Genomic DNA, 24,165 nt, shown 5'->3' on the forward strand with positions numbered 1-24,165 from the left:
CGCCCGGCATGGAGGAAAGACTTATGAAGACCCTGAAACTCCCCCTTGCGGCTCTGGCGCTGAGCGCGCTGCCGGGCCTGGCGCTGGCCCAGGACGGCCCGGCCCCGGGCGTGAACCCCGCAACCGACACCGTGTTCATCCTGAACTCGCTGCTGTTCCTGATCGGCGGCTGCCTGGTGTTCTGGATGGCAGCGGGTTTTGCCATGCTCGAGGCGGGCCTGGTCCGCTCCAAAAACGTTACTATGCAGCTGACCAAGAACATGGCGCTGTTCTCATTGGCTGCCGTGTTCTACTGGCTGATCGGCTACAACCTGATGTATCCGCTGGGTAACTGGGCCGTCGACGGCGTCCTGTCCGGCGTCTTTGGCCCCGGCGTGCTGGAGGCGGTTGGGATCACCGCGGAAGGCGCGGATGATTATTCCTATGCCGCCACCGGCTCGGACTTCTTCTTTCAGCTGATGTTCTGCGCCGCCACTGCCTCGATCGTGTCGGGTACACTGGCCGAGCGCATCAAGCTGTGGCCCTTCCTGATCTTCACTATCATTCTGACTGCCGTGATCTACCCGTTCCAGGCCAGCTGGAAATGGGGCGGCGGCTTCCTCGAGGAGATGGGCTTCCTGGACTTCGCCGGCTCCACCGTGGTGCACTCCGTGGGCGGCTGGGCCGCACTGACCGGCGCGCTGATCCTCGGGCCCCGCATTGGCAAGTATAAGGACGGCAAGACCATTCCGATGCCCGGCTCCAACCTGGCGCTGGCAACCCTCGGCACCTTCATCCTGTGGATGGGCTGGTTCGGCTTCAACGGCGGCTCGCAGCTGGCGATGGGCTCGATCGGCGACGTGGCTGACATCAGCCGCATCTTCTCCAACACCAATGCTGCCGCGGCTGGCGGCGCGGTGGCAGCTCTGATCCTGACGCAGCTCCTGTTCAAGAAACCGGACCTGACCATGATCCTGAACGGCGCGCTGGCCGGCCTGGTGGCTATCACTGCCGAGCCGCTGACCCCGGGCTTGGGCCTGGCCACCCTGATCGGTGCCATCGGCGGTGTGATCGTGGTCTTCGCCGTGCCGTTCCTGGACAAGCTGCAGATCGACGACGTGGTTGGCGCCATCCCGGTGCACCTGCTCTGCGGCATCTGGGGCACTGTGGCCGTGGTGCTGTCGAACCCTGAAGCCAGCCTGCTGACTCAGCTGACCGGCATCGCCGTGGTGGGTGTGTTCACCGTTGCAGCCTCTGCCGTGGTCTGGATCATCCTGCGTGCCACCACTGGCATCCGGGTGGAGGAAGAGGATGAGGTCAACGGGCTCGACATGGCGGAGCTAGGCATGGAGGCGTACCCGGAGTTCTCGCCGAGCTAAGTCCAGCCCTGCTGACAAAATTACGCGGCGCCTGTTTCAGGCGCCGCGTTTGTGTTTCGGCGGAGGGCTCCCGCCAGTTGCAGGATCATCAAGAAATGACCCTTCGCTTTTGGGCCGGGCGCCGCTGGCGCGGGGCGGAACGGGGTCAGCCCTGCGGGACAACAATCACTTTGGGCGCCTTCTGGTCGCGGTAGTCGCGGCGGTCTTCGGCGCGGTCAAGATGATCCTCCACCACGTCCCAGACACCCGTGTCGACGGCTTCATCCCGGCGGTTCTCGCGGCGGTCGGCACGGTTTTCCACCCGGTCGATAACTTCGCCGTTTGCAGCAAAAGCCGGGGCGGCCAGCGGCAGAGCAACGGCCGCGGACAGGATCACGGCGAGGGCGGATTTTGCGAGGGTCATTTCGGTCTCCTAGGCTGTGTTGCGTATGACTTCCGCAAGCACAAACGCGAAGCCTTGGTGCTTCCGTCGCCCAACTGCAAATGACCTAACGTCAAGCGTCGTCCTGTCTTCGCATAGCCGCCAATCACAGCCCCTGCGCGCAAAATTTTTCTGAAAAGTCTTAGGCGCCACTCCAAGAAAAACGCGCCCCGCAAAAGGGCGCGTTTCTTAAATTTCAAAGTGCCTCTGGCTCAGACGCCGGCGTCAACAATCGCCTTGGCCAGCACCGGTACGGTCTGCGCGTTAAGGCCCGCGATATTCAGGCGGCTGTCGCCAACCATGTAAATGCCGTTGTCGACCCGCATTTTCTCGACCAGCTCCGGCGTGGTTCCCAAGAGCGAGAACATGCCGCGGTGCTGGGCGATGAAGCTGAACCGGTCGGAGCCGGTCAGGCGCTGCAGTTCATCCGCGAGGCTCTGGCGCAGGCCCAGCATGCCAAGACGCACCTCTTCCAGCTCGGCCGCCCAGTCGGCGCGCAGAGCATCGTCGTTGAGGATCATGGTCACCAGACGCGCGCCGTGATCCGGCGGGAAGGAGTAGTTCTGCCGGTTCAAAAACGCCAGGGTGCCCTGGTTCAGCGCTTGTGCGCCCGCGTCGTTGGAGACAGCCATCAGCAGGCCGGTGCGCTCGCGGTAGATGCCGAAGTTCTTGGAGCAGCTGGCGGCAATCAGCGTCTCTGGGCAGCTGGAGGCCACAAGGCGCACGCCCAGCGCGTCCTCTTCCAGGCCGTCGCCAAAGCCCTGATAGGCAATGTCGATCATCGGGATCAGGCCGCGCTCGTTCAGCAGCGCAATGACCTCTTTCCACTGCACCTCGTTGAGGTTGGCGCCGGTCGGGTTGTGACAGCAGCCGTGCAGCAGCACCACGTCGCCCTTCTGCGCGCCTTTCAGGTCTTCCATCATGCCGTCAAAGTTCACACCGCGAGTGTCGCGGTCGAAATAGCGGTAAACGACGGTTTCGATGCCGACATAGTTCAGGATCGACACGTGGTTCGGCCAGGTCGGATCCGACACAAAGACGCGCGCCTTGGGGTTGGCCATCTTGATCAGCTCAAACGCCTGGCGCACCGCGCCGGTGCCGCCGGGCGTGGCCGCTGCCGCGATGTTCTCACGCGCAACCGCATCGCCCAGGATCAGCTTGATCATCGCATCCGAGTAAGCCGGATCGCCGGCCAGACCGACATAGGACTTGCTGGTCTGCTCTTCCCACAGCTTGTGCTCCGCCGCCTTGATCGCGCGCATCACCGGGGTGACGCCCTCGGCGTTCTTGTAGACGCCGACGCCAAGGTCGATCTTGTCCGCACGCGGGTCGTCGCGGTACATCTGCATCAGCGCCAGGATCTTGTCGGCGGGCTGGGGTTTCAGGGTTTCGAACATTGCTCAGTTCTCTCCGGTAGCAACGGGAAGGGTCGGGAAGGCACCCCATTCCACCCAAGACCCGTCATAGAGCGAATGATCGGTCTTGCCGATGCGCTCCAGAGCGAGGCTGAGGATGGCAGCGGTAACGCCCGATCCGCAGGAAGTAATCGCAGGTTTGTTCAGGTCGACGCCAGCGGCCTCAAAGGCAGCGCGGATGCCATCGGCGTCTTTCATGGTGCCATCGGCCTTCAGCACCTGGCCAAAGGGCACATTGCGCGAGCCGGGAATGTGGCCCGCGCGCAGACCCTCGCGCGGCTCCGGCGCATCGCCGCGATAGCGCTCGGCGGAGCGGGCGTCGATGATTTCATGATCGCCCAGCTTGGCGGCGGCAGAGACCTGGGTCACATCGCGCACCATATGGTTCTGCACCCGCACGGTCATATGGCGGTCGCGGATCACCGGCGGCAGGTCCTCCACCGGATGGCCCTCGGCCTGCCATTTCGGAAAGCCGCCGTCCAGCACCGCAACATTGGTCTGCCCCATCAGCCGGAACAGCCACCAGACGCGGGCTGCCGAGAACAGGCCGGCGCCGTCGTAGACCACCACCTGGTGGCCGTCGCCGACGCCCATGGCGCGCAGCTTGGACATGAATTTTTCCACCGGCGGCACCATATGCGGCAGGTCGGAGCGGTTGTCGGAAATCTCGTCAATATCAAAGAACCGCGCGCCGGGGATATGGGCGGCGTCATACTCCGCCTTGGCGTCCCGCCCCTGCTGCGGCAGATACCAGGACGCGTCCAAAACCCGCAGATCCGGGTCCTTCAGATGGGCGGCAAGCCAGTCCGTGGAAACCAGCGTCTTCGGATCGTCCTGCATCAAAGCGTCTCCCTATCTGCATTTAGCGCCATGGGTACATCCCGTGGCAGGGCGGTGCAAGCTGTCCTGTCCCCCTCACAAGCCTTTACGGGCCTTATGCGTGTGTTTTACGGAGCAGAAACATCTTGCCTGCATTATTGCGGCAGGTGTCGGAAAAGGTAATCACATGCCCGGTTTGCGCAGCTTTTTTGCATTCATCCTTCTGGCCGCCTGGCTGTCCCTGCCGTTTCCTGCGCAGGCCAGCTGTGCGGCCTTTGGAAGTACATGCATAAAAGACAATAACTTAGAGGCGAGCATCAGGCTTGGCGCAAGGCAGTCGGACTTGCAGGAACTGGTACAGTTTCAGCAATTGACCAGCCTGTCGCTGATAGCAGAACCAGGATTTGAAGACCCCGTAGACCTGTCACCGCTGGCTCAGCTTCCCAATCTGGAGAAACTGGCGCTAGTGGGGCTGGGCGTTTCCGGCCTGGAGCCTTTGACGCGGCTGCCGGAACTGCGGCGGCTGAGCCTTGATTCTGTCCGGACCCGCGATTTCACTCCGCTGGCGCAATTGACCCGGCTTGAGCATCTTTCCGTCTGGGGCATCAGGGAGCTGACAGATCTCTCCTTTTTGCGCGGTTACAACCGTCTGCAAAGCCTCAATATTGCCGATTCAGGCGTCACGGACCTGGAACCGCTGGCGGGAATGGCCACGCTGGAAAATCTGCTGGCCTTCAACACCGGCATCTCCGATTTGGCACCGCTGGCCGCGGCGAACCTGCGCGTGGTCTGGATCTCCGGTTGCCCGGTCCAAAGCCTGGCACCGCTGGCGGCCTCCAGCAGTCTGGAAATGCTGCGCGCAGACGGAAGCCGCCTGCAAAGCCTGGAAGGGCTGCAGAATAAACCCGCCCTTCATACCGTGGTCCTGACAGGCAGCAGCGTTGCCGACCTGTCGCCCTTGGCAAGCGCAGGCAGACTGGCAGAACTGAACCTGGCACACACGCGTGTCCAAGACCTCGCGCCCCTGTCAAACCTTTCCGCGCTTCAAACTGTGGTATTGGACGGCACCACTGTCAGCAGTCTTAAGCCGCTTGCAGGGCCAAGCCTCCGTGAGCTTTCAGCAATTGGCACTGCGGTGATCAGTCTGGCGCCTGTCCGGCAGATGCCAGGTCTGAAGGAACTTGGAATATCCGGCACAGCCGTCCGGGATCTGCAACCGCTCGAAGGCCTGAAAAATCTGTCTATCCTGCGGGCCATCGGCTTGCCTCAGGAAACTCTCCTGCCGTTGCTCAGAACCGAAAACCTCAAGATCCTCTACGCCGGCCCGGAAGGCGGGCCGCACAGGCGCCTGCTGGGGCGGAAGCAGATTGCCAGATACGTTACCGGCGCAAGCCAGAAAGACTGATAGGCCGAAACCTACCGCGCGTCCTTCAGCAGGCGCTGTTTCTGGCGGCCCCAATCCCGTTTGGCCTGGGTTTCGCGCTTGTCGTGCAGTTTTTTGCCCTTGGCGATGCCCAGCTTGATCTTGGCGCGGCCCTTGTGGTTGAAATAGATCACCAGCGGCACCAGGGTCATGCCCTTGCGCTGGGTGAGGTTCCACAGGTCCGACAATTCCTTGCGCGACACCAGCAGCTTGCGGCGGCGGCGTTCCTCATGCTTGAACACCTTGGCCTGCGCATACGGCGGAATGTAGGAGTTCACCAGCCACAGCTCGCCCTCCTCCACCGCGGCGTAGCTGTCCGCGATATTGGTGCCGTTGCCGCGCAGCGCCTTGACCTCGGACCCCTCCAGCACGATGCCGCATTCGATATCGTCCTCGATTGCATAATCGAAACGTGCCCGCCGGTTCTCGGCGATCACCTTGTAGTTCGGGTCTGATGTCTGCTTCTTCTTGGCCATGGGCGGCAGATGTAAGGCCGCACCGCGGCGGGCGCAAGATACGGTTACGCTTTGCGGCTGCGCAGCAGCGTGAAAACACCACTGACGACGATCACCGCGCTGCCAATGAGGGTCAGCGTGTCGGGGCGCTCGCCGAACACCAGCACCCCCAGCACCATGGCAAAGACCAGCCTTGTGTAGCGGAACGGCGCAATGACCGAAATTTCCCCTGCCCGCATCGCGCCCGACAAAGCATTATAGGCAATCACTCCGATCACCGTGGCCGCAGCGATGTCCAGCCAATTACGCGGGGCAGGCCAGACCGCACCGCCAGTCCAGCCCAGCGCAATGATCCCGGCAACCACCAGCATGGCAAAGCCCAGGAACCCCAACTGGTTGTTGCTCATATCCTTGGGCGCCGCGCGGGTGGCCAGATCGCGGCCCGCGAACCCCAGCGTGCCTGCCACCGCAAACAGCGAGGCCGGTTCGAAACCGCTCAGCCCCGGCCGCAGGATCATGAGCACCCCGGCAAACCCCAGCCCGATCGCCAGCCAGCGCCGCCAGCCGACGGTCTCGCCAAAGAACACAACCGCCCCTGCAGCCACCACCAGCGGTGTCGCCTGCAAAATGGCCGAGGCCGAGGACAAAGGCGTCAGCGCAATTGCCAGGGTGAAGCACAGCCGCCCGACAACTTCCGCCAAGGAGCGCCACAGCATCGGGCGCGTGCCAAAGCCCGGGTGCCAGGGGGCGTGACCCTGCGAACGCGCCATCGCGGCAAAGACCGCCATGCCGCCCAGCCCGAACAGGATCAGGATCTGCCCCACCGGCAGCGCAAGAGCCGCGGATTTGATGAACATGTCCTCCAGCGCAAAGGCGGCCATGGCCAGCACCATCAGAAGGCTTCCGCGCAGCGTGTCCATTCCCGGCTCCAAATCCTGAAAACTCAATCACTTGCGCAAGTGGTAGGCAGCCCCGAAAAAATACACAAGTGAAGCAGATCAATCCCGCTGCGTCAGAACCGCCTGCCGGTAGTGATGCATGTTGAGAAACGCCGCGCCGGTTTCAAGGCTGCGGTAGCCATGCGGCTGGTCGGCGGCAAAGCGCAGCCCCTGCCCCGGCTCCAGCGCCACCCATTCGCCATCCCGCAGCACCTCCATGGAGCCGTGCAGCACATAAACCTCCTCGGTCACACCGGTGTCATGGGGCTGCGACTGGTGGCTCTGCCCCGGCTGCAGCGTCACCTGAAAGGTCTCCGCCCCCAGCAGCGGATCAAACGGAAAGACGATTTTCACCCCGATGCTGCCGGGAAACTGCACCGTTTCATAAACCCCGGTGGCGGCGCTCACTGGCCGTGCGGCCTCTCCCAAAAGGGCGGTCAGCGGCAGGTGGAACCCCTTGGCGATCTTCCAAAGGGTGGCAATTGTCGGGCTTGATTCGCCGCGCTCGATCTGTCCCAGCATCGCCTTGCTGACACCTGTGGCCTCCGCCGCCTTGCTGAGGCTTAGCCCCGCTGCCGCACGGATTTCACGCAGGTTCAGGGTGATGCCGTCATCGCTCATTGTCTCTGCCCGTCAAAAAAGTCTTGTGCGTTATAACGCACGGACTGTATTGTGCGCTATAACGCACGCCACCCTACCCTGCCCGGCCGCCAAGGAAAAGCCGCATGCTCAAAGATCTGAAGCTTTCGCATCTCGTTTCTGGCGCTGTTGCCGTGCTGGTCGGCTACACCGGATCAGTCGCCATTATCTTTCAGGCAATTGAGGCCGTGGGCGCCACACAGGCACAGGCCAACAGCTGGATGCTGGTGCTGGGGCTCGGCATGGGGATCACCTGCCTGATCCTTTCTCTGATGTACCGGATGCCGGTCCTGACGGCCTGGTCGACACCGGGCGCGGCGCTGCTGGCGGTCAGCCTCAATGGCGTGCCGCTGGCAGAGGCGGTGGGCGCCTTCCTCCTCTGCGCGGCGCTCCTGACGCTCACGGGTATTACCGGCTGGTTCGCCGCCCTCTCCCGTCTGATCCCGGAAAGCCTGGCCAGCGCGATGCTGGCGGGCATCCTGTTCCAGTTCGGTCTCTCTGCCTTCACCTCGCTGCAGACCGACACAGCGCTGGTGGCGGTGATGGGCCTGACCTTTCTGGCCGGGCGCAAGCTGTTCCCCCGCTACACCATTCCCGCGGTGCTGGCCGCAGGTGTGGCATGGTGCGCGAGTACAGGTGCCTTCGGCAGCCTGGAGGCGCTGGACCTGACACTGGCCCGCCCCGAGTTCGTGATGCCCGCCTTCTCGCTGCCGGTGCTGATCGGCATCGGCCTGCCGCTCTACATCGTCACCATGTCCTCGCAAAACATGCCCGGCGTAGTGGCGCTGAAGGCCTGCGGCTATGAGCCGCCGGTTTCCGCCAGCCTGACCATCACCGGCCTGGCCTCGCTGATCCTCGCCCCCTTCGGCGGCTTTGCCTTCAACCTTGCCGCCATTACCGCCGCCATCTGCGCCGGCCCGGAAGCGGACGAGAACCCCGACACCCGCTATCTGGCAGGTGTGATGACGGGTCTGGTCTACATCCTGGTGGGGCTTGGCGGCGCCACCGTCATCAGTCTGTTCCTGATCGCCCCCAAGGCACTGGTTGCCACCGTCGCAGGGCTTGCGCTGCTGGCCACCATCGGCAACAGCCTCTCCGCCGCGTTGGCAGGACCGCAAGGGCGCGAGGCTGCGCTGATCACCTTCATGACCACCGTCTCCGGCATCAGCTTTTATGGAATCGGTGCGCCGTTCTGGGCGCTGGTGCTGGGCCTTCTGGTGAATCACTGGCTGAAAAGCCCGGAACCGGCCCCCACCCGCGCCTGAGAACCACCGCCAGAGACATTTCGCCACTGAATTCCGGCGCAAACTGCGCCAAAATTACCGAACAGCCCCCCGGCCGGTTGCCTTTATTGCGCAAATCGTGTCCCTGAGGGCAAAGACTAAGGGAACCAGCCTGATGCCAAAGTACCGATCCAGAACCTCCACCCATGGCCGCAACATGGCGGGCGCCCGCGGACTGTGGCGCGCCACCGGCATGAAAGACGATGATTTCGGCAAGCCGATCATCGCCATCGTCAACTCCTTCACCCAGTTCGTGCCCGGCCACGTCCACCTCAAGGACCTGGGCCAGATGGTCGCCCGCGAGGTCGAGGCGGCAGGCGGCGTCGCCAAGGAATTCAACACCATCGCGGTGGATGACGGCATCGCCATGGGCCATGACGGGATGCTCTATTCGCTGCCCTCGCGCGAGGTGATTGCCGACAGCGTCGAATACATGGTCAACGCGCACTGTGCGGATGCCATGGTTTGCATCTCCAACTGCGACAAGATCACGCCCGGCATGCTGATGGCCGCCATGCGCCTCAACATCCCGGCGATCTTTGTCTCCGGCGGCCCGATGGAAGCGGGCAAGATCGACATCGCCGATCTGGACATGAAAAAGATCGACCTGGTGGATGCCATGGTCGCGGCGGCGGATGACAAGTTCACCGACGACCAGGTGAAGCATATCGAGGAAAACGCCTGCCCGACCTGCGGGTCGTGCTCGGGCATGTTCACCGCCAACTCGATGAACTGCCTGGCCGAGGCCCTGGGCCTGGCGCTGCCGGGCAACGGCTCGACGCTGGCGACGCACGCCGACCGCAAGGGCCTCTTCCTGGAGGCCGGGCGCAAGATCGTCGAGATCACCAAACGCCACTATCAGGACGAGGAAAAGGGCCTGCTGCCGCGCGAGATCGCAACTTTCGAGGCCTTTGAGAACGCGATGAGCCTCGATATCGCCATGGGCGGCTCCACCAACACCGTGCTGCACCTCTTGGCCATCGCCAACGAGGGCAAGGTGGATTTCAACATGTCACACATGGACCAGTTGAGCCGCAAAGTGCCCTGCCTGTGCAAGGTCGCGCCGAACATCCACAACGTCCACATGGAGGACGTGCACCGCGCCGGCGGCATCTTCTCGATCCTGGGCGAGCTGAGCCGCGCAGGCCTTCTGCACAACGATTGCCACACCGTGCATTCCTCATCCATGGGCGAGGCGATTGCCAAATGGGACATCAAGGTCGCCAACAACCCGGAGGCCGAGGAGCTGTTCAAGGCCGCCCCTGGCGGCGTCCGCACCACCCAGGCCTTTTCCCAGGCCAACCGCTACAAGGAACTGGACACCGACCGTGAAAACGGCGTGATCCGCGCCAAGGAGCACGCCTTCAGCCAGGACGGCGGCCTTGCGGTGCTCTTCGGCAACATCGCTCTGGACGGCTGCATCGTGAAGACCGCGGGCGTGGATGAAAACATCCTGAAATTCACCGGCTCGGCCTATGTCTGCGAAAGCCAGGACGCGGCGGTGAACGACATCCTGACCGGCAAGGTCAAGGAAGGCGACGTGGTGGTGATCCGCTACGAGGGCCCGCGCGGCGGCCCGGGGATGCAGGAAATGCTTTACCCGACCTCCTACCTCAAGTCGAAGGGCCTCGGCAAAGCCTGCGCGCTTCTGACCGACGGCCGCTTCTCCGGCGGCACCTCCGGCCTGTCGATTGGCCATGTCTCGCCCGAGGCAGCCGAGGGCGGCACCATCGGCCTGGTGCGCCAGGGCGACAGGATCGAGATCGACATCCCCAACCGCTCGATCCATCTGGCTGTCTCCGACGAGGACCTGGCCGCGCGCCGCGAGGAACAGGACACCAAGGGCTGGAAACCCGCCGAACCGCGCAAGCGCAAGGTCTCCAAGGCGCTGAAGGCATACGCGCTGCTGGCAACCTCCGCCGCCAAAGGCGCGGTGCGTGCGCTGCCCGACGAGGACTGATACCGCTCAGACTTGGAGCACACAGAACCCGCCGCCTCTACGCGGCGGGTTTTCTTTTGGCTCCCGCGCCTGAAGCCGGGTCAAGGGCCGCGCGAACGCGCGGCGGCGCAGCCGCTTGCCCTTGAGGCGGTTTCAGGTGCTTTACCATGGGGAAAGCGCGTTCAGGGCAGTCCTGTCCCTGAACCGCTTCTCAGAAAATTTTCTGCATCCGCCAATCTCTCCCGCCCCCGCTGCGGCCCTCTGGCTCACGCCAGTGCACCGAGCGGCGTTGGGCGTTGCGCCGTGCGGGCGCACGGCGCGCCTCCGGCGGGGGGTATTTTGAACCAGAAAGAAGCGGGACCACCGCGCTTTGAACGCAACCGCGCCGCGCCAGCGGCGCCCGGCCCAAGTCTTATGCTGCTGCATCTATGATGCGGCGGCATGGCGCGGGAGCCCCTCGCTTCGGCACTCAAGAAATCTAGGCGAAGGACAGTTTCTCTGCTGTCTCGCCGCATGTCACAAAGCCAAAAATGAGCACTGCATTTCCTTCGGCTTTCCCAGCCAATCCAATCTGCGCAAGCCGTTTTTGAAATTCGGCATCAGCCAGGCAGCTGCCACGCAATTCCACCCATTCCAGATCCGCAAAACCGCCGTCGCAGAAATGGTAAAACCACTCGCGTTCCCAACCACTCACGTTTCCGCTAGCAATACAACGGGACCGGAAGTCAGGCCTTTCATCCGCGCCCAGAGACAGAACCAGGGCCCTGAGCTCCATCCATTTGGTATGGTTGCAAACCGCATAGAAACCCTCATAGGCCCGCGCCACGGTCACTCCCCCAGCTTGGCGTGCACCTCGTCCAGGTCGATCTCGCCCACCGGCATCTTGTTGGCCGGGTTTTCGAAATCGTATTTGAACAGCTCGAAATCGCGCTTGTAGATCTCGTAAACCAGGTGCATCGACAGGTCGTCGAAGTAATCCTCCACCGGATGGGCGCGCTTGGGGCCGTGGCCCTCGCTTTCGTTGAAGCGCGGGATTGCGGTCAGGTCCACGGGATGCGGCGTCTCGATGGCGTCCAGCACCCCCTGCATCCCGTCATTGAACGCCTCGGTCCAGAAGATCTGGTTGTAGCGCCCGCCGTTCAGGATGAAGGTCGACACATGCCCCGACATTGCCGACCAGTGGATGTCCGGGTCCATCGGGCGGCGCCAGCGGATGGTGTCGCGGGCAAACAGCAGAAACCGGCGGAAGCTGGCGATCTGGTCGAACTCCTGCTTGCCGTCGTCGCCACCGACCTCGATCCCGTATTCATAGGCCAGCTTGGGCACCAGGTTGCCGCGGTAGCGCTTGCCGTTGCGCTGGATGCCGCAGATCTTGTCGAAGAACGATGACAGGATCCGGGTATAGGGGTTGCGCACACAGGTGAAAGCATAGGACCGCTGCCCCTGCACATTTCGCGTGATCGGCCCCTGGCTGTGCTCCAGCGCCCATTTGTGCAGACCGTCCTTGGCGTCGTGAATGTCACCGTCAAAGAACCGTCCGTGGTCCGAGTAATAGAGGATCTGCCCAATCGTAGAGCAGGCGCATTTCGGCACCACCCGGTAGACCACACTCTCACTTTCCGTCATCCAGGTGCCGGGAAACCCCATTTTCCGCCCTCTTGTCCGTCTTTGCCTGTTCCTAGCAGTAATCGCATATGTTTACCGAAACGGGAACTATCTGGTTTATTCGTGCGTACAGCGCGCTTATCAAGGTAAACAATCAGGCAGAACAAGGCAGTCCGTCCCCCCAATGGCAAAAATCGCATATATTCTGCTCTGCCATAAAGACCCCGAGGCGATCATCCAGCAGGCTGAGCGGCTGACGGCGGCCGGCGACTGCATGGCGATCCACTTTGACGGGCGGGCAGCGCCGGAGGATTACCAGCTGATCCGGTCAGAACTGGCCGACAACCCCAACGTCACCTTTGCCAAGAGGCGCATCAAATGCGGCTGGGGCGAGTGGTCGCTGGTCGAGGCGACACTGCATGCGCTGCGCAGCGCCGTGGAGGAGTTTCCGCGCGCCACCCATTTCTACATGCTATCGGGCGATTGCATGGCGGTGAAAACGGCGGAATACGCCCACCAGTTCCTGGATGCGCACGACAAGGATTTCATCGAGAGCTTCGACTTCTTCGAAAGCGACTGGATCAAGACCGGCATGAAGGAGGAGCGGCTGATCTACCGGCACTTCTTCAACGAGCGCAAGCACAAGCAGCTGTTTTACTGGAGCCACGGCCTGCAGAAGCGGCTGGGGCTGCAGCGGGAGATTCCCGCCGATATTCAGGTGCAGATCGGCAGCCAGTGGTGGTGCCTGCGCCGCCGCACGGTCGAATGGATCCTGGGTTTCATCCGCAAGCGCCGCGACGTGATGCGCTTTTTCCGCACCACATGGATTCCGGACGAGACCTTCTTTCAAACCCTGGTGCGCCACTTGATCCCGGAAGCGGAGATCGAAACCCGCACCCTCACCTTCCTGATGTTCACCGACTACGGGATGCCGGTGAACTTCTACAATGATCACTATGACCTGCTGCTCAGCCAGGACTTTCTGTTTGCCCGCAAAATCAGCCCCGAGGCCAAGGAGCTGAAGTCGCGGCTCGGGCGGCTCTATGCGGCGCAGGGGGTGGACTTCCAGATCTCCAACGAGGGCAGAAGCCTCTACAAGTTCCTGGCCCAGCGCGGGCGCGACGGTCGCCGCTTTGCGCCCAGGTTCTGGGAAACCGAAAGCACCCTGGGCCGTGAACGCGAGCTGCTGATCGTGGTCTGCAAGAAATGGCATGTAGCCAAGCGGCTGCTGGAACAGATCCGGCAGGTCACCAACATCCCGGCAATCGAATACCTGTTCAACGAGGAAGACACCCCGCTGCCCGACCTCGGCGGCATTCAGGCGGCGCTGATGAAACGCACCCGTCACCGCCGGGCGCTGATGCGGATGCTGTTTGAATACTATGAATCCGATCAGCTGATCATCTGCCTGGATCCCGGCGCCATCGACCTGATGAACGATTTCCATTCAGACCGGTCATCGACCCGCTTTCTGCACATCGAATGCGATTTCAGCGACGACTACCTGATCGGCCATGCCCGCCGGGTCGGACTGGCAGGCGAACGCACGCCGCAGCTGACGCTCGAACGGCTGCTGCCAACGATCCGCAACGACATCCTGCATGAAAACGACCGCATCCGCGATGCGGGCTTCGGCCAGCTCTACGAAATACGGGAGAGCAGCAGCGTGGAGGAAAACGCGGACCAGCTCAGCGGCTTTCTGAACCTGTCCGGCGATCAGTCCCGGCAAATTGCCGGGACCAGTTATCTTTTTGCAGACTGAGCGGGACGCGGCCCTGCGCTGCCGGGCCAGAGGGCCAGGTCTCAGTCTTCCAGCGCGTTGATCATGTCGACGCGGGTGCCGTGGCGGCCGCCTTCGAATTCCGTGCCCAGGAAGGCATCGACGATTTCCAGCGCCAGCCCTTCACCAACCACGCGGGCGCCGATCGACAGCATGTTGGCATTGTTATGGGCACGGATCATCTTGGCTGAAAACGTGTCGGAGCAGACACCGCAGCGGATGCCCTTCACCTTGTTCGCCGCCATCATGATGCCCTGGCCGGTGCCGCACAGGACAATGCCCAGAGTGCAGTCGCCAGAGGCCACCAGCTGTGCCGCGGCGGCGCCGTGCTTGGGATAATGGGTGCTCTCAGGGGTTTGCGGGCCGATGTCCTCGACCTCCCAGCCCTGCGCTTCGATATGGGCGGCAACGGCCTTGCGCAGCTCGATGGCGGCGTGGTCGCTGGAAAGGGCAATGCGTTTGCTGGCAGTCATGGTCTGATGGTCCTGTGTCGCAACGGGGGTATGAGGCTTGGCCCCGTGTTGACCAAGGGACGGGCGCGGCGTCAATCCCTTTATCGCCGCAGGCCCGGACCAGAAGGGAGCGGAGGGCCCGCGGGAGGCCCTCCGACAGATCAGATTTCCACTTCGACCCGGCCAATCGGGTTGGAGCAGCAGGCCAGGATATACCCTGCCTCCACGTCCTCTTCCGAGATGCCGCCGTTGTGGACCATATGCACGTCGCCTGCGGTCTTCTTGACCTTGCAGGTGCCGCAAATGCCGAAGGTGCATCCCGACGGGATGTTGAGGCCCGACGCCTTGGCCACTGCCAGCACGGTGTCGGTCTCGGTGCAGGTTGCGGTGACGCCCGACGCTGCAAAAGTGATCTCGGCGGCGGCGGTTTCTGCCGGAACAACATCGTCCAGTTCCGGCGCATCTGCCTCTGTCTCCACCGGCGCGCCAAAGCTTTCCTGGTTGTAGTTCTCCATGTCGAAGCCCAGACCGTTCAGCATGTCGCGCACCGCCTGCATGAAGGGCTCCGGCCCGCAGCAATAGACCTCGCGCTCCAGGTAGTCACCGGCGATCAGGCCCAGCATGATCTGGTTCAGCTGCCCGCGGTAGCCGGTCCAGACCTGATAGGGGTCGTCCTCCTCCACAACGAAGTGCAGCTTGATGCCCGGCACCCGCGCCGCCATGCCCTCAAGCTGGCGCCGGGCGATGATCTCGCTGGGGCGCTTGGCGCAGTTGATGAAACAGACGTCCGGCGATTGGCCGCGGTCGAACAGGTACTGGGTCATCGACAGGCTGGGTGTGATCCCGGAGCCTGCGGAGATGAACAGGAACTTGCCGTTCGGGCGCTTGGGCAGGGTGAACACGCCCGCCGGGCCGGAGGCCTTGAGGAACATGCCCGGTTTCAGGCTGTCCAGCATCCAGCGGGTGCCGATGCTGTCTCCTTGCGCCTTCACCGTCACTGAGATCGACAAGGGCCGCGACGGCGAGGAGCTGATCGTATAGGTCCGCCAGACTGTCTCCCCCGGCACCGGCAGCTCCAGGGTCAGGAACTGGCCCGGCTGGTATTTGAACCACGCGCCCGAAGGCGCGCGGAAGCTGAAGGTGGCGGTGTTCGGCGCTTCCGGCACGACAGAGACGCATTCCAGCATCTCGTCGTCCTTCCACGCCAGGGTTTCGTCCAGCGTCTCGAAGTTGGCCTGCAGTCCCATACGCTTACTCCGCCGCGATCAGGTGGCGGCCGGTCAGCGCGCGGGTCAGATGGTCGGCGTACCAGTTGGAGAACTGGATGACGCCGCTCTCCTGCACTTCCGAATAGGGACCGGGCTCATAAGCGGGCGAGTTGATGCCGCGCTGGTTGTCCTCTACCACGATGCGGTCCTCGTCGTTGGTGGCGACCCAGACCTCGGTCAGCCGCTTCAGGTCATAGTCCTGACCTTCCACCGCGTCCTTGTGCACCAGCCACTTGGTGGTGACTTCTGTCTCGGTCGGGCTGATCGGGGTCACCCGGAACACGATGGAATGATCTGGCAGGAAGTGGTTCCAGGTGGTCGGGTAGTGGAACTTCAAGAGCGTGCCGGCATCGGCAAAGGGCACCCGGCCGAGTTTCTTGGCCACTGCCGCCTTGCCGTCCATGGTATAGCTCTCGGCGCCCTCGTTCAGTGGCATCCGCGCCACCCGGTACTGGCCGCGCGCATCGATCTGGAACTGCGCCGGCACGCCCGCCGCTTCGATCCGGTCGAAATGCTTTTGCAGATGCGGCGGGGTCTCACCGCCCTCGACGCCGGTCACCGACGGATCTTCCGGGAAGGTCCGGCACAGTGACGGGTGGTTGCCGCCGCAGTGATAGCACTCGCGGTTGTTCTCCCAGACCAGCTTCCAGTTGCCGTTCTCGATGATCGAGCTTTCATAGGCGACCTTAGCGTTACCCAGGTCATGCGGCTCCAGATAGGGGCGCGCAACTGCGGCAAAAGCGTCGAAGTCCGGCGCCTCATCCGCCAGGCAGATGTAGATCAGGCCGGCCAGGTCACGGCAATGCACCGGCTTCAGCCCGTGCTTGGAGGCATCGAAGTCCGGCCCCATGTCGCGTGCCCACAACAGCGAGCCGTCCAGCTCGTAGGTCCACTGGTGGTAGGGGCAGACCAGCTTGGGCGAGTTGCCCTTCTTGGCCTTGCACACAACAGAACCGCGGTGGCGGCAGGCGTTGTGGAAGGCACACACCTCGCCATCGGTGCCGCGCACGATGATGACGTTGTAGGCGCCGACCTGATGGGTCACGAAGTTGCCCGCCTTCGGGATCTCGCAGGCGGGAATGGCAAACAGCCATTCGCGGTAGAAGATCTGGCGCATGTCCAGATCCAGCACGCCCGGGTCGGTGTAAAACGCCTGCTCCAGGGAATAGTTTTTCTGACGGGCGACCAGTTTGGCCAGAATTTCGCTGTCGTGAAGCATCTGCTTCTCTCCTTTGCCGCATCCCCGCGGCAGGTTGGCTTGGCTGCGGGCATGGATAGAGAGATTGCAGGCCACGCGCCTGCAACCGCCCCGCCGCCGCCCGCGGTTGACGTTTTCGGGGCAAGGCTGGTTTCCGGACTGTCCCGGGGCCATTCGGCGGCGGGGCCTGGCACCTTCCCGAAGCCGTTGCTTCAGTGGTTATTGCCATGCCTTGCCCGGGGTCACCGTTGCGGGGGCAGTGCCGGAATTTCACCAGCTTCCCAATTCTCCGCCCCTAGGGGCGGCACCTTGCTGAAGCGGAAAATGCCCGAATCCCGCGCCGCCGGCGGAGACAAATCCGACCCGCCAAAACCGGAAAAAGACATGCATGTTTGCCGCTTTCGGCGGGACAGGGATGTCCAGAATCTCAAACCGGCATCCGCCGGTCCGTTTGCGGCAAGCGCTTATCTTTCATGCGGTTAGGCGCTGCCAGCCGCTGCAGATCGATTCGCACGCAGAGAATCTTACGCTGGCCCCTTGGAACACGAATTGCATTTAACTATATGACGTATAGTTAAATGCAATGCAGGAGAATCCGATGACCACCGGCCACGTCTTCATCGCCACCAGCCTCGACGGCTTCGTGGCCCGGCAGGACCATTCGCTGGACTGGCTGCTCAAACAGCCCGACGCCGAAGATGACGATGGCGGTTTTGCCGCCTTCATGGACAGTGTCGACGGGCTGGTCATGGGGACGGGCTCATTCCGCACCGTGCTGGGGTTCGGCCAATGGCCCTACACCGAACCGGTTGTGGTCCTCAGCAACAGCCTGAGTGAACAGGACATTCCCGAAGAGCTGAAGGACAAGGTGCGCCTCAGCACCGCCGCGCCCGCAGACCTTATGCAGGAACTGCAAGAGGAGGGCTGGACCCGCGCCTATGTCGACGGCGGCCGGATGGTGCAGTCCTTCCTGCGCCAGGGGCTGATCGCCGATCTGACCATCACAACGGTTCCGATCCTGATCGGCAGCGGCATCCCGCTGTTCGGCAGCCTGGACCAGGACATAGACCTCCAGGTGGCAAGCTCCCGCATCCTGCCCACCGGCATGGTCCAGACCACGTTCCAGGTGGCCTGACCAATGCCCCCGCGCATGGGTCGCCCGCCCAGAGGAAGCCGCACCCTCAGCAAGGATGATGTGCTGCAGAAAGCCTTGGAGCTGCTTGACGAAGGTGGCAGCAAGGCCCTCACGTTCAAGGCACTGGCTGCGGCGCTTGGCGTCACCCCTATGGCCGTTGCCCATCACGCCGGAACCAGGGACGAGATGATCGCATCCCTCGTCGCCATTGCGTTTGAAGGTGCGGATGCACCGTCAGAAGCGGCAACGCCCAAATTGCGGCTGCGTGACCTGATGACCCGCTATTGCACCCAGGTGACCCGGCACCCGGAACTTGCGAAATGCATCCTGGAGGACCCGTCCCTGATCGGTCCTGCCCTGACCGGGCTGACCCGGCTGATCGAGGCGGAAATCACCGCCGCAGGCGTATCCGGCTCAGAGGCCCGCACCCTTCTCTGCCTGCTGGTGGATTACACACACGGCTTCGCCTTTGCCGCCGCCGCGGCACCACGCGGAGCGCTGTCACCTGACGGCTTCACCCCCGCGCTGGACTGGGTGCTGGACCGGATCGAATAAACAAACGCGGGCCGCTTCAGGCCCGCGCATCCGTTTGTGTCTTTCAGAGCCGCCCATCCGGCGGCCCCTCCCGTCACTTCGATTTCCAGGTATCCAGCCAGCGCCGGAACCGGCCCTTGCGCTCAGCAATGGCATCGCCTGCCGCATAGAGGCTGTCCTCGGCGCTTTCGATCATCGGGTCGATCCGCGCCTGCCGGAACCGGCGCCAACGCACATATATGGCCCACAACAGCGCCGCGAGCAGCACCAGGAAGATGATCGAGAACCAGTTGGTTGGCTTGTCCTCCGGCCCCGCCACCGGCTTGATCGTCACCGCATTGGGGAAGATCGACAGGAACTCGTTGCGCCAGCCGTAATGCATCACCGCCACCCATTCCGGGTTCGCCTTGGTCGAGATGCTGTCATTTGCATCCGTATAGAGGTTCGCGGTGTCGAACTTGAAATAGGGCGGCCAGTTCCAGCCGGTGTCCTCGTTCCGGTAGACCATATTGCGGCCGTTGGCGCGCACTGCCTGGATGAACTGCACATCGCGGTTGATCAGCTGCGCCGACTGGTCGTCGGGCTTGGACCAGAAAACCCGCGTCCAGTCGTTCAGCTCCTGCCGTTCCTCGTAGGTGTTGACGATCCGCACCACGTCATACTGCGGCAGCGTGTAATGCAGAAAGGCGCCGAACAGCACCCAGAAGGTAATCAGGAAAGCCCATTTGATGAAACGCATGGGGGTGGACCTCACATAAAGTTAATGACGTAGATCAGGAGCGCCAGCGCCCCCAGCGGAATGATATAGACCAGAAGGATCAGCTTGCGCCGGAACGAGTTGTCGTATTGTTTCAGCCCCCGCTGGATGAAGGCCGCGCGGTCGCCGGTCAACCCCTTCTCTTTCCAGCGCCGCTTAAGCTTCAGCCGCCGCATCTCGCGCGAATAGAGCGACACCGCGGCGTAGACCACGGTCAGCACCACCAAGAGGATCAGGATCAGGCGGATAAAGCCGAACATCACTGTTGCTCCTGGGTTTTCACATCCAACACAGGTTCGCGCCCCGTCCCGAGGGTGGGCGTTTCACGCCCGCCGTCGTGCTGAAAGCACGCCTCCGGCATGACGGGGGCGGGTCGGGCGCGAACCGGATCGCAAGCGATCCGGGAAGAACTAAGTTGCTCCAATAGGACCATCCTATCGCCCCCTCACCCGGTTCACAGCCCCCCAGGGGCCGACCCGGTCAACCATCCCCTTGCGCTGCACCCGCGGCAGCTTGGGCATCCGCCCCTCCATATCCGGCTCATGCCCGAACAGCGCCTCCCGCGCGCCAGCCTTGTCCACCGCATACTCCCGCGCCAGGAACTCCGCCGCATAGGCTTTCTTGGTCTCTGGCCAGCCACGGTACTGGCGGTAGAATTCCTCCTTGTGGCAGATGAACATCTGGCGGAAGTCATGCGGGCACAGCTCTGCCAGCAGCATGTTGACCAGATCGCGGCAGGGCGTGTCCGACGCCCTGAGGCTATAGAAATAGGCCGGATGGTCCGAGGTGATCTTTGGCCACTTGCCGCCGCCCTCGGCCCAGCGCACCAGCGCCGCCAGCCCCTCAAACTCTTCCGGCAGCTCCTCCGCATGCCGCGCCGCCAGCCGCCGCAGATCCGACCGTGACAGGCCGGTCAGATCCCGCCCCTTCTCTGTCAAAACCGAAACCGCCAGGAACCCCATCTTCTGCCGCAGGATCGCCGCGCCATCGACACCGCGCGCCCGGATCACCGGCTCTGCCAGCCCGTTCAGCTCCAGAAACTTGGCAATGGCATTACGCTGGCTCAGGTCAAAAACGCGATCCAGCGGCACGCCCTCGGGCTTTGCCCCGCTGGCAATCACCGCCGGGTGCTGCACGTCCTGAAACAGGTACAGCCCGCCGAAATGCGCGGTCCAGAAGTTGCCCTGCTCAAAGACCTCATGCTCCAGATGCACCGGATTGCGGGTCACATCGCCGGTCTGCTCTGCCGTTGCGATCATCTTAGCAATCAGACCGTCATCAAACCAGGCATCCTCCCCGGTCTTGAACCGCTCCACCAGCTCCGCCAGACGGTCCGCATGGCGCAGCGTACCCTTGGTAGTATCCGCCTCGATCCGCACCTGCCGGATGTCGAACAGCTTGGCCGGAGAGGACACCTCAAACACCGAATTCACCAGTTCGCCCGCAACCGCATCCGTCGCCGTCAGCGCAAACAGCTGGCGTTCATTCACCTCGATGAACCGGCGCAGGATGTCCCGGCTGGTGGAGAATTTCACGTGAAGCAGCGGGCAGCGCTTCTGCTCGGTCGACAGCAGAATGAACTGCCGGTTCACGCCCGCATGGTTCAGATAGTGATCATCCCCCAGCTCATCGCCTATTTCGGGCGAAAAGCCCGAGATATCGACGTGGAAATCCGTGAGGGCGGTGGTCTTGCCGGTCAAATGCTTCAGCGCGCGATTGTACCGCTCCACCAGCGCGGGCGAGGCCACATGGAAGAGATTGCCGAACATCAGGCCATGCTGGATGAGGCGTTTCATGTTGCTTCACTTTCCAACCAGATGTTCATTTCAAGTAGCGCTCTCAAGTTTTCACTTAGTTGCGTCAAACCTAGAAAATCGAAGCGCAATTTCTGATCTGGGCCCAGATCATCATACAGGCCCATCACATCCTTTACGAACGCAAGACAGGCAATATAGGCATCCATTTTACCAGACTTCGAGAACGGCGTTTGAGAAGCAAAGTACCCATCTAGTGTTTCGTGACAGTGTTGAGAGGACGAAACTGCCTGTTTTATCGCTTCATCGACACTTTGAGGATCCTTCAAATTGAAAACGCTAGTTCCAAGATTCAGCATATGAGGACGCGTGGTGCTTGGAACCCATGGTTCGCCCCACTCCCTTTCATTTCCCACCAAGTCTGCAAGGGCTCTTAGCATTTGATCAAATTGATCCTTCGCGCGTTTTTCAGCTCTATCCTTCTGTTCAATTTCGTAGATAGAAGCCTGTTTCTCCAAGATGTTGACCTGCTTTTGGTGAGCTTCTCGTGTCAGCTTCAGCTCATCTCTTGTAGCTGACAGCTCTTTCCGTTGTTCTGCCAATTCCTGACTCTGCAACCATACGGTTACGATAATCCAGAGAAAGGCGAGAACACCGGCAACCCCAGCAAAGGTGTCGCCAATTTCATTCGGGGGCGAAGTGATAAGAGCATAGGCTCGAAGCTGCCATCCGCCATCGGCTGTGTGTTGTGGCAAGATAGCCAGAGCAGCGACGATTGCCAGAAAGGCTTTAGTAAGAGCTCTTCCCACTTCCATAGGCCGGTCGCTTTTCAAACCGGTTCGAATAGAACGCCAGTGGTTCGTAGCCCAGTCAATCAAACTAGGCCCTCCTGATTACTATGGAAAGCGTTCCCGCCCGAGACGCTTGCGGCTCGGGCAGCGCCCGTCCGCCCCCCCGGGCGGGCGCTCCGCTTCCGCCCCGCGCCGCCCCCGCCNNTGTTGTGCGAGACAGTCATCATAGCCCCCTTTGAGAGTTTTGCCGGCGCAGCCTTGCGACAATCAAGGCAATCGAAAAAACAGCGGCTGTAAGCGGCATCAGAAAGGACATTGAGAGCCGCTCCATAAAGAAGGCCGCGCCAAGAATACCGGAAAGGGTGACTACGCCCTGCCCCATTTCGCCAACGTGGAAAGCTGCAACGATCAGATAAATCACCATTGGCACCAGAAGAACGGGAAGGAAGGTCACGGAGAGCGCCGACTTCAACGGCACCTCATTCTTCCCAAGCCTGTGTCCCATCACGATCCCGGCAATAACAGCGTAGATCGCAGTGAAGCCCGAAACCACAAGGGCAACATATCCAAAGACGATCCCCAACGGTCACTTCCCCTCCAGATACCGCCGCTTGGCCTCTTCCTGCCGCCCGAAATCGCGCACCATGTTCTCTATCGCCACCTCATCCGACTTGTCGGCATAGCGGAACTCGCTGTCGGCGTAGCGGTTGATCTCCTGCACCACCATGTCGACCGTGATGGGCACCCGCAGCTCCGCAATCATCGCCGATTTGGTCTCGTAATCCTTGAACAGGAACAGCTCCGGGTTCTCCATCCATTCGTCCGGCAGCTCGAAATCCATCGCCCGCACTTTGACCGCATCGGTGATGTTCTTGATGGCTCGGCCGGTGAACCGCTCATCCGCGGCTTGGATCGCCTTGAGGTACGTCCCCAGCTTGGCCAAATCATCTAGTTCCCCGATCTGGTCGTGCACCCGGCCAAAGACCTCCATCAGCCCCGGCTCCTGCGGGCGGTTGTGCGCCTCAAACGAGCGCGCGACCGCCTTCTTGATCTCCTGCGCGCCATAGAGGTCGTGCTCGCCCAGCGGGATCGCATGGTTCTTGCCCATCAAGAGCGTCAGGATGTCGATGTAATCCTCCCGCGTCTGCGGCCCGTCCACCAGAAACCGCGCGCCCGCCCGCTGGCGCAGCGCGTCGTCCACATTCTCCGGGTAGTTGGAGAACATGCCAAAGGTGCAGTTGCCCCGCACCACGGTGTTGGCGCCGGCAAAGGCCTCCATGAACACCGCCGTCACCTCCTGCTGGCCCGCGCTGGACTGCCGGTCGCCGCGCTTGCCCGCGATTTGGTCGATGTCGTCGATGGTGCCAAAGCCGATCACGCCCGGGTCGATCACGTTCTGGATGAACGACTTGGCGTTCTGCCCCGACTTGCCCTGATAGCTGTCGATATTGTCGATGCCGAAGTTCTGGTAGCGGAAGGCGTAGCCCGCATTCTGGCAATAATCATGGATCAGCCCCGCCATCATCTGAATGAGGGTGGTCTTACCCGTCCCCGGCTTGCCATCACCCATGAAGGTGAAGATGAAGCCGCCCATCTCGGCAAACGGGTTCAGGCGGCGGTCGAAGTCATAGGCCATCAGCATCTTGGACAGCCTCAAGGCCTGGTACTTGGCGATATGGTTGCCTACCACCTCATGCGGCTTCTTGAATGCCATGGTGAGCGTTGTGGACTTCGCCTTGGCTGCGGGCTCAAAGCCGCTGATGGTCAGATCATCCGCCTCCACCCGCCAGGCGGCCGCGGTGAACTCCTCCAGCCGCGGCGCGTTCTGAGCGCGCAAGGAAGCCTTCTCCATCAGCTGCTCGGCATAGGCGGCGGAGGCCGCAATCAGATGCGCATCATCCGGCGCATGCAGCGCCAGCTTCTGGTCCAGCTCCCACAGCGCCCCGTGCAGCGCCAGCGGCGCGTTATCCGTCAGCAGTTCCTCCGCCTCGCCCACCTCGGCCTGCACCTCGGACCCGTGCGGTGCCAGCAGAAAGGCCGCTGCATTGGCAAACACATGCGCGGCAATCAGCGCCTCGGCGGCCAGCAGCTCGGTGAACTCCCCCTTGCGCGCCGCGTCCAAAGACCCGGCCAGATTGGCCCGTTTCAGATCCCCCAGGCCGGACACATCCGCATAAGCCTCCCCCATCGCCAAGGAGACC

General features: G+C 62.3%; 24 protein-coding genes and 1 riboswitch. Of the genes, 7 read left to right on the top strand and 17 right to left on the bottom strand.

Annotated elements, in window-relative coordinates; translation table 11 throughout:
• The first annotated feature begins 23 nt into the window (after nt 1-23).
• Nucleotides 24-1,358 (top strand): ammonium transporter, encoded by a 1,335-nt coding sequence (locus RA21_RS13395; RefSeq protein ID WP_019297309.1) that lies wholly within the window; start codon nt 24-26, stop codon nt 1,356-1,358.
• Between the two features lie 145 nt (nt 1,359-1,503).
• Here RA21_RS13395 and RA21_RS13400 read toward each other — a convergent pair whose 3' ends face one another.
• The 3 genes from RA21_RS13400 to sseA form a co-directional block, all read right to left on the bottom strand.
• Entirely contained in the window at nt 1,504-1,761 is a 258-nt protein-coding gene (locus tag RA21_RS13400; RefSeq protein ID WP_019297310.1) for a hypothetical protein, read from the bottom strand.
• Nucleotides 1,762-1,991: 230 nt separating this feature from the next.
• Entirely contained in the window at nt 1,992-3,176 is a 1,185-nt protein-coding gene (locus RA21_RS13405) for an amino acid aminotransferase (RefSeq protein WP_039149614.1), read from the bottom strand.
• A 3-nt stretch (nt 3,177-3,179) separates the two neighbouring features.
• Entirely contained in the window at nt 3,180-4,034 is an 855-nt protein-coding gene (gene sseA, locus RA21_RS13410; protein WP_039149617.1) for a 3-mercaptopyruvate sulfurtransferase, read from the bottom strand.
• A 100-nt stretch (nt 4,035-4,134) separates the two neighbouring features.
• Between sseA and RA21_RS13415 the strand changes: the two genes are divergently transcribed.
• Nucleotides 4,135-5,418 carry a leucine-rich repeat domain-containing protein gene (locus RA21_RS13415; protein ID WP_241483505.1) on the top strand — a complete coding sequence of 428 codons (1,284 nt, stop codon included), beginning with the start codon at nt 4,135-4,137 and terminating at the stop codon, nt 5,416-5,418.
• Nucleotides 5,419-5,429: 11 nt separating this feature from the next.
• Here RA21_RS13415 and smpB read toward each other — a convergent pair whose 3' ends face one another.
• The 3 genes from smpB to RA21_RS13430 form a co-directional block, all read right to left on the bottom strand.
• A complete protein-coding gene (smpB, locus tag RA21_RS13420) occupies nt 5,430-5,912 on the bottom strand; it encodes an SsrA-binding protein SmpB (RefSeq protein WP_019297314.1) in 483 nt (160 codons plus the stop codon).
• Nucleotides 5,913-5,956: 44 nt separating this feature from the next.
• Nucleotides 5,957-6,811, bottom strand: coding sequence for a DMT family transporter (locus tag RA21_RS13425; protein ID WP_039149623.1), 855 nt, complete (start codon nt 6,809-6,811; stop codon nt 5,957-5,959).
• 78 nt (nt 6,812-6,889) lie between these two features.
• Complete coding sequence (locus tag RA21_RS13430; RefSeq protein WP_039149625.1) at nt 6,890-7,450, bottom strand: helix-turn-helix domain-containing protein; 561 nt, start codon at nt 7,448-7,450, stop codon at nt 6,890-6,892.
• Nucleotides 7,451-7,554: 104 nt separating this feature from the next.
• On the opposite strand from RA21_RS13430, the gene RA21_RS13435 reads away from it, so the two are divergent.
• Both RA21_RS13435 and ilvD read left to right on the top strand, forming a co-directional pair.
• Complete coding sequence (locus RA21_RS13435; RefSeq protein ID WP_039149628.1) at nt 7,555-8,733, top strand: benzoate/H(+) symporter BenE family transporter; 1,179 nt, start codon at nt 7,555-7,557, stop codon at nt 8,731-8,733.
• 133 nt (nt 8,734-8,866) lie between these two features.
• Complete coding sequence (gene ilvD / locus RA21_RS13440) at nt 8,867-10,711, top strand: dihydroxy-acid dehydratase (RefSeq protein ID WP_019297318.1); 1,845 nt, start codon at nt 8,867-8,869, stop codon at nt 10,709-10,711.
• Nucleotides 10,712-11,168: 457 nt separating this feature from the next.
• On the opposite strand, the gene RA21_RS13445 is transcribed toward ilvD, so the two are convergent.
• Complete coding sequence (locus RA21_RS13445; RefSeq protein ID WP_152610544.1) at nt 11,169-11,516, bottom strand: DUF6678 family protein; 348 nt, start codon at nt 11,514-11,516, stop codon at nt 11,169-11,171.
• Nucleotides 11,517-11,518: 2 nt separating this feature from the next.
• Entirely contained in the window at nt 11,519-12,337 is an 819-nt protein-coding gene (locus tag RA21_RS13450) for a sulfotransferase family protein (RefSeq protein WP_019297320.1), read from the bottom strand.
• A gap of 142 nt (nt 12,338-12,479) precedes the next feature.
• Here RA21_RS13450 and RA21_RS13455 point away from each other — a divergent pair, with 142 nt between their 5' ends.
• Nucleotides 12,480-14,057, top strand: a complete 1,578-nt coding sequence (locus RA21_RS13455; protein WP_039149634.1) for a DUF5928 domain-containing protein — start codon at nt 12,480-12,482, stop codon at nt 14,055-14,057.
• A 41-nt stretch (nt 14,058-14,098) separates the two neighbouring features.
• Here the strand turns inward: RA21_RS13455 and rpiB are convergent, their stop codons facing one another.
• The 3 genes from rpiB to RA21_RS13470 form a co-directional block, all read right to left on the bottom strand.
• Nucleotides 14,099-14,548, bottom strand: coding sequence for a ribose 5-phosphate isomerase B (gene rpiB, locus RA21_RS13460; RefSeq protein WP_019297322.1), 450 nt, complete (start codon nt 14,546-14,548; stop codon nt 14,099-14,101).
• Between the two features lie 140 nt (nt 14,549-14,688).
• The gene (locus RA21_RS13465) at nt 14,689-15,774 is read right to left on the bottom strand and encodes a hybrid-cluster NAD(P)-dependent oxidoreductase (RefSeq protein WP_039149637.1); all 1,086 of its coding nucleotides are present in this window, start codon (nt 15,772-15,774) and stop codon (nt 14,689-14,691) included.
• 4 nt (nt 15,775-15,778) lie between these two features.
• A complete protein-coding gene (locus RA21_RS13470; protein WP_039149703.1) occupies nt 15,779-17,014 on the bottom strand; it encodes an aromatic ring-hydroxylating oxygenase subunit alpha in 1,236 nt (411 codons plus the stop codon).
• 107 nt (nt 17,015-17,121) lie between these two features.
• Nucleotides 17,122-17,320: riboswitch (cobalamin riboswitch) on the bottom strand.
• 271 nt (nt 17,321-17,591) lie between these two features.
• Here RA21_RS13470 and RA21_RS13475 point away from each other — a divergent pair.
• The gene (locus RA21_RS13475) at nt 17,592-18,128 is read left to right on the top strand and encodes a dihydrofolate reductase family protein (RefSeq protein ID WP_039149707.1); all 537 of its coding nucleotides are present in this window, start codon (nt 17,592-17,594) and stop codon (nt 18,126-18,128) included.
• Between the two features lie 3 nt (nt 18,129-18,131).
• Entirely contained in the window at nt 18,132-18,683 is a 552-nt protein-coding gene (locus RA21_RS13480) for a TetR/AcrR family transcriptional regulator (RefSeq protein WP_082008944.1), read from the top strand.
• A 73-nt stretch (nt 18,684-18,756) separates the two neighbouring features.
• Here RA21_RS13480 and RA21_RS13485 read toward each other — a convergent pair whose 3' ends face one another.
• The 6 genes from RA21_RS13485 to RA21_RS13510 form a co-directional block, all read right to left on the bottom strand.
• Nucleotides 18,757-19,401 (bottom strand): DUF1523 family protein, encoded by a 645-nt coding sequence (locus RA21_RS13485; RefSeq protein ID WP_019297328.1) that lies wholly within the window; start codon nt 19,399-19,401, stop codon nt 18,757-18,759.
• Between the two features lie 11 nt (nt 19,402-19,412).
• Entirely contained in the window at nt 19,413-19,679 is a 267-nt protein-coding gene (locus tag RA21_RS13490) for a hypothetical protein (protein ID WP_019297329.1), read from the bottom strand.
• A gap of 174 nt (nt 19,680-19,853) precedes the next feature.
• Nucleotides 19,854-21,215, bottom strand: a complete 1,362-nt coding sequence (locus tag RA21_RS13495; protein WP_039149640.1) for a DUF6638 family protein — start codon at nt 21,213-21,215, stop codon at nt 19,854-19,856.
• On the bottom strand, nt 21,212-22,051 hold the full coding sequence (locus RA21_RS13500) for a hypothetical protein (protein WP_152610545.1): 840 nt from the start codon (nt 22,049-22,051) through the stop codon (nt 21,212-21,214). Before RA21_RS13500 ends, RA21_RS13495 begins: the two co-directional genes overlap by 4 nt.
• A 136-nt stretch (nt 22,052-22,187) precedes the next feature.
• Entirely contained in the window at nt 22,188-22,547 is a 360-nt protein-coding gene (locus RA21_RS13505) for a hypothetical protein (protein ID WP_019297332.1), read from the bottom strand.
• Between the two features lie 3 nt (nt 22,548-22,550).
• The coding region (locus RA21_RS13510) for an AAA family ATPase (RefSeq protein WP_039149710.1) at nt 22,551-24,165 on the bottom strand (1,615 nt) is incomplete at its 5' end.

The sequence above is a fragment of the Leisingera sp. ANG-DT genome, from assembly GCF_000813785.1.
Lineage (GTDB): Bacteria > Pseudomonadota > Alphaproteobacteria > Rhodobacterales > Rhodobacteraceae > Leisingera.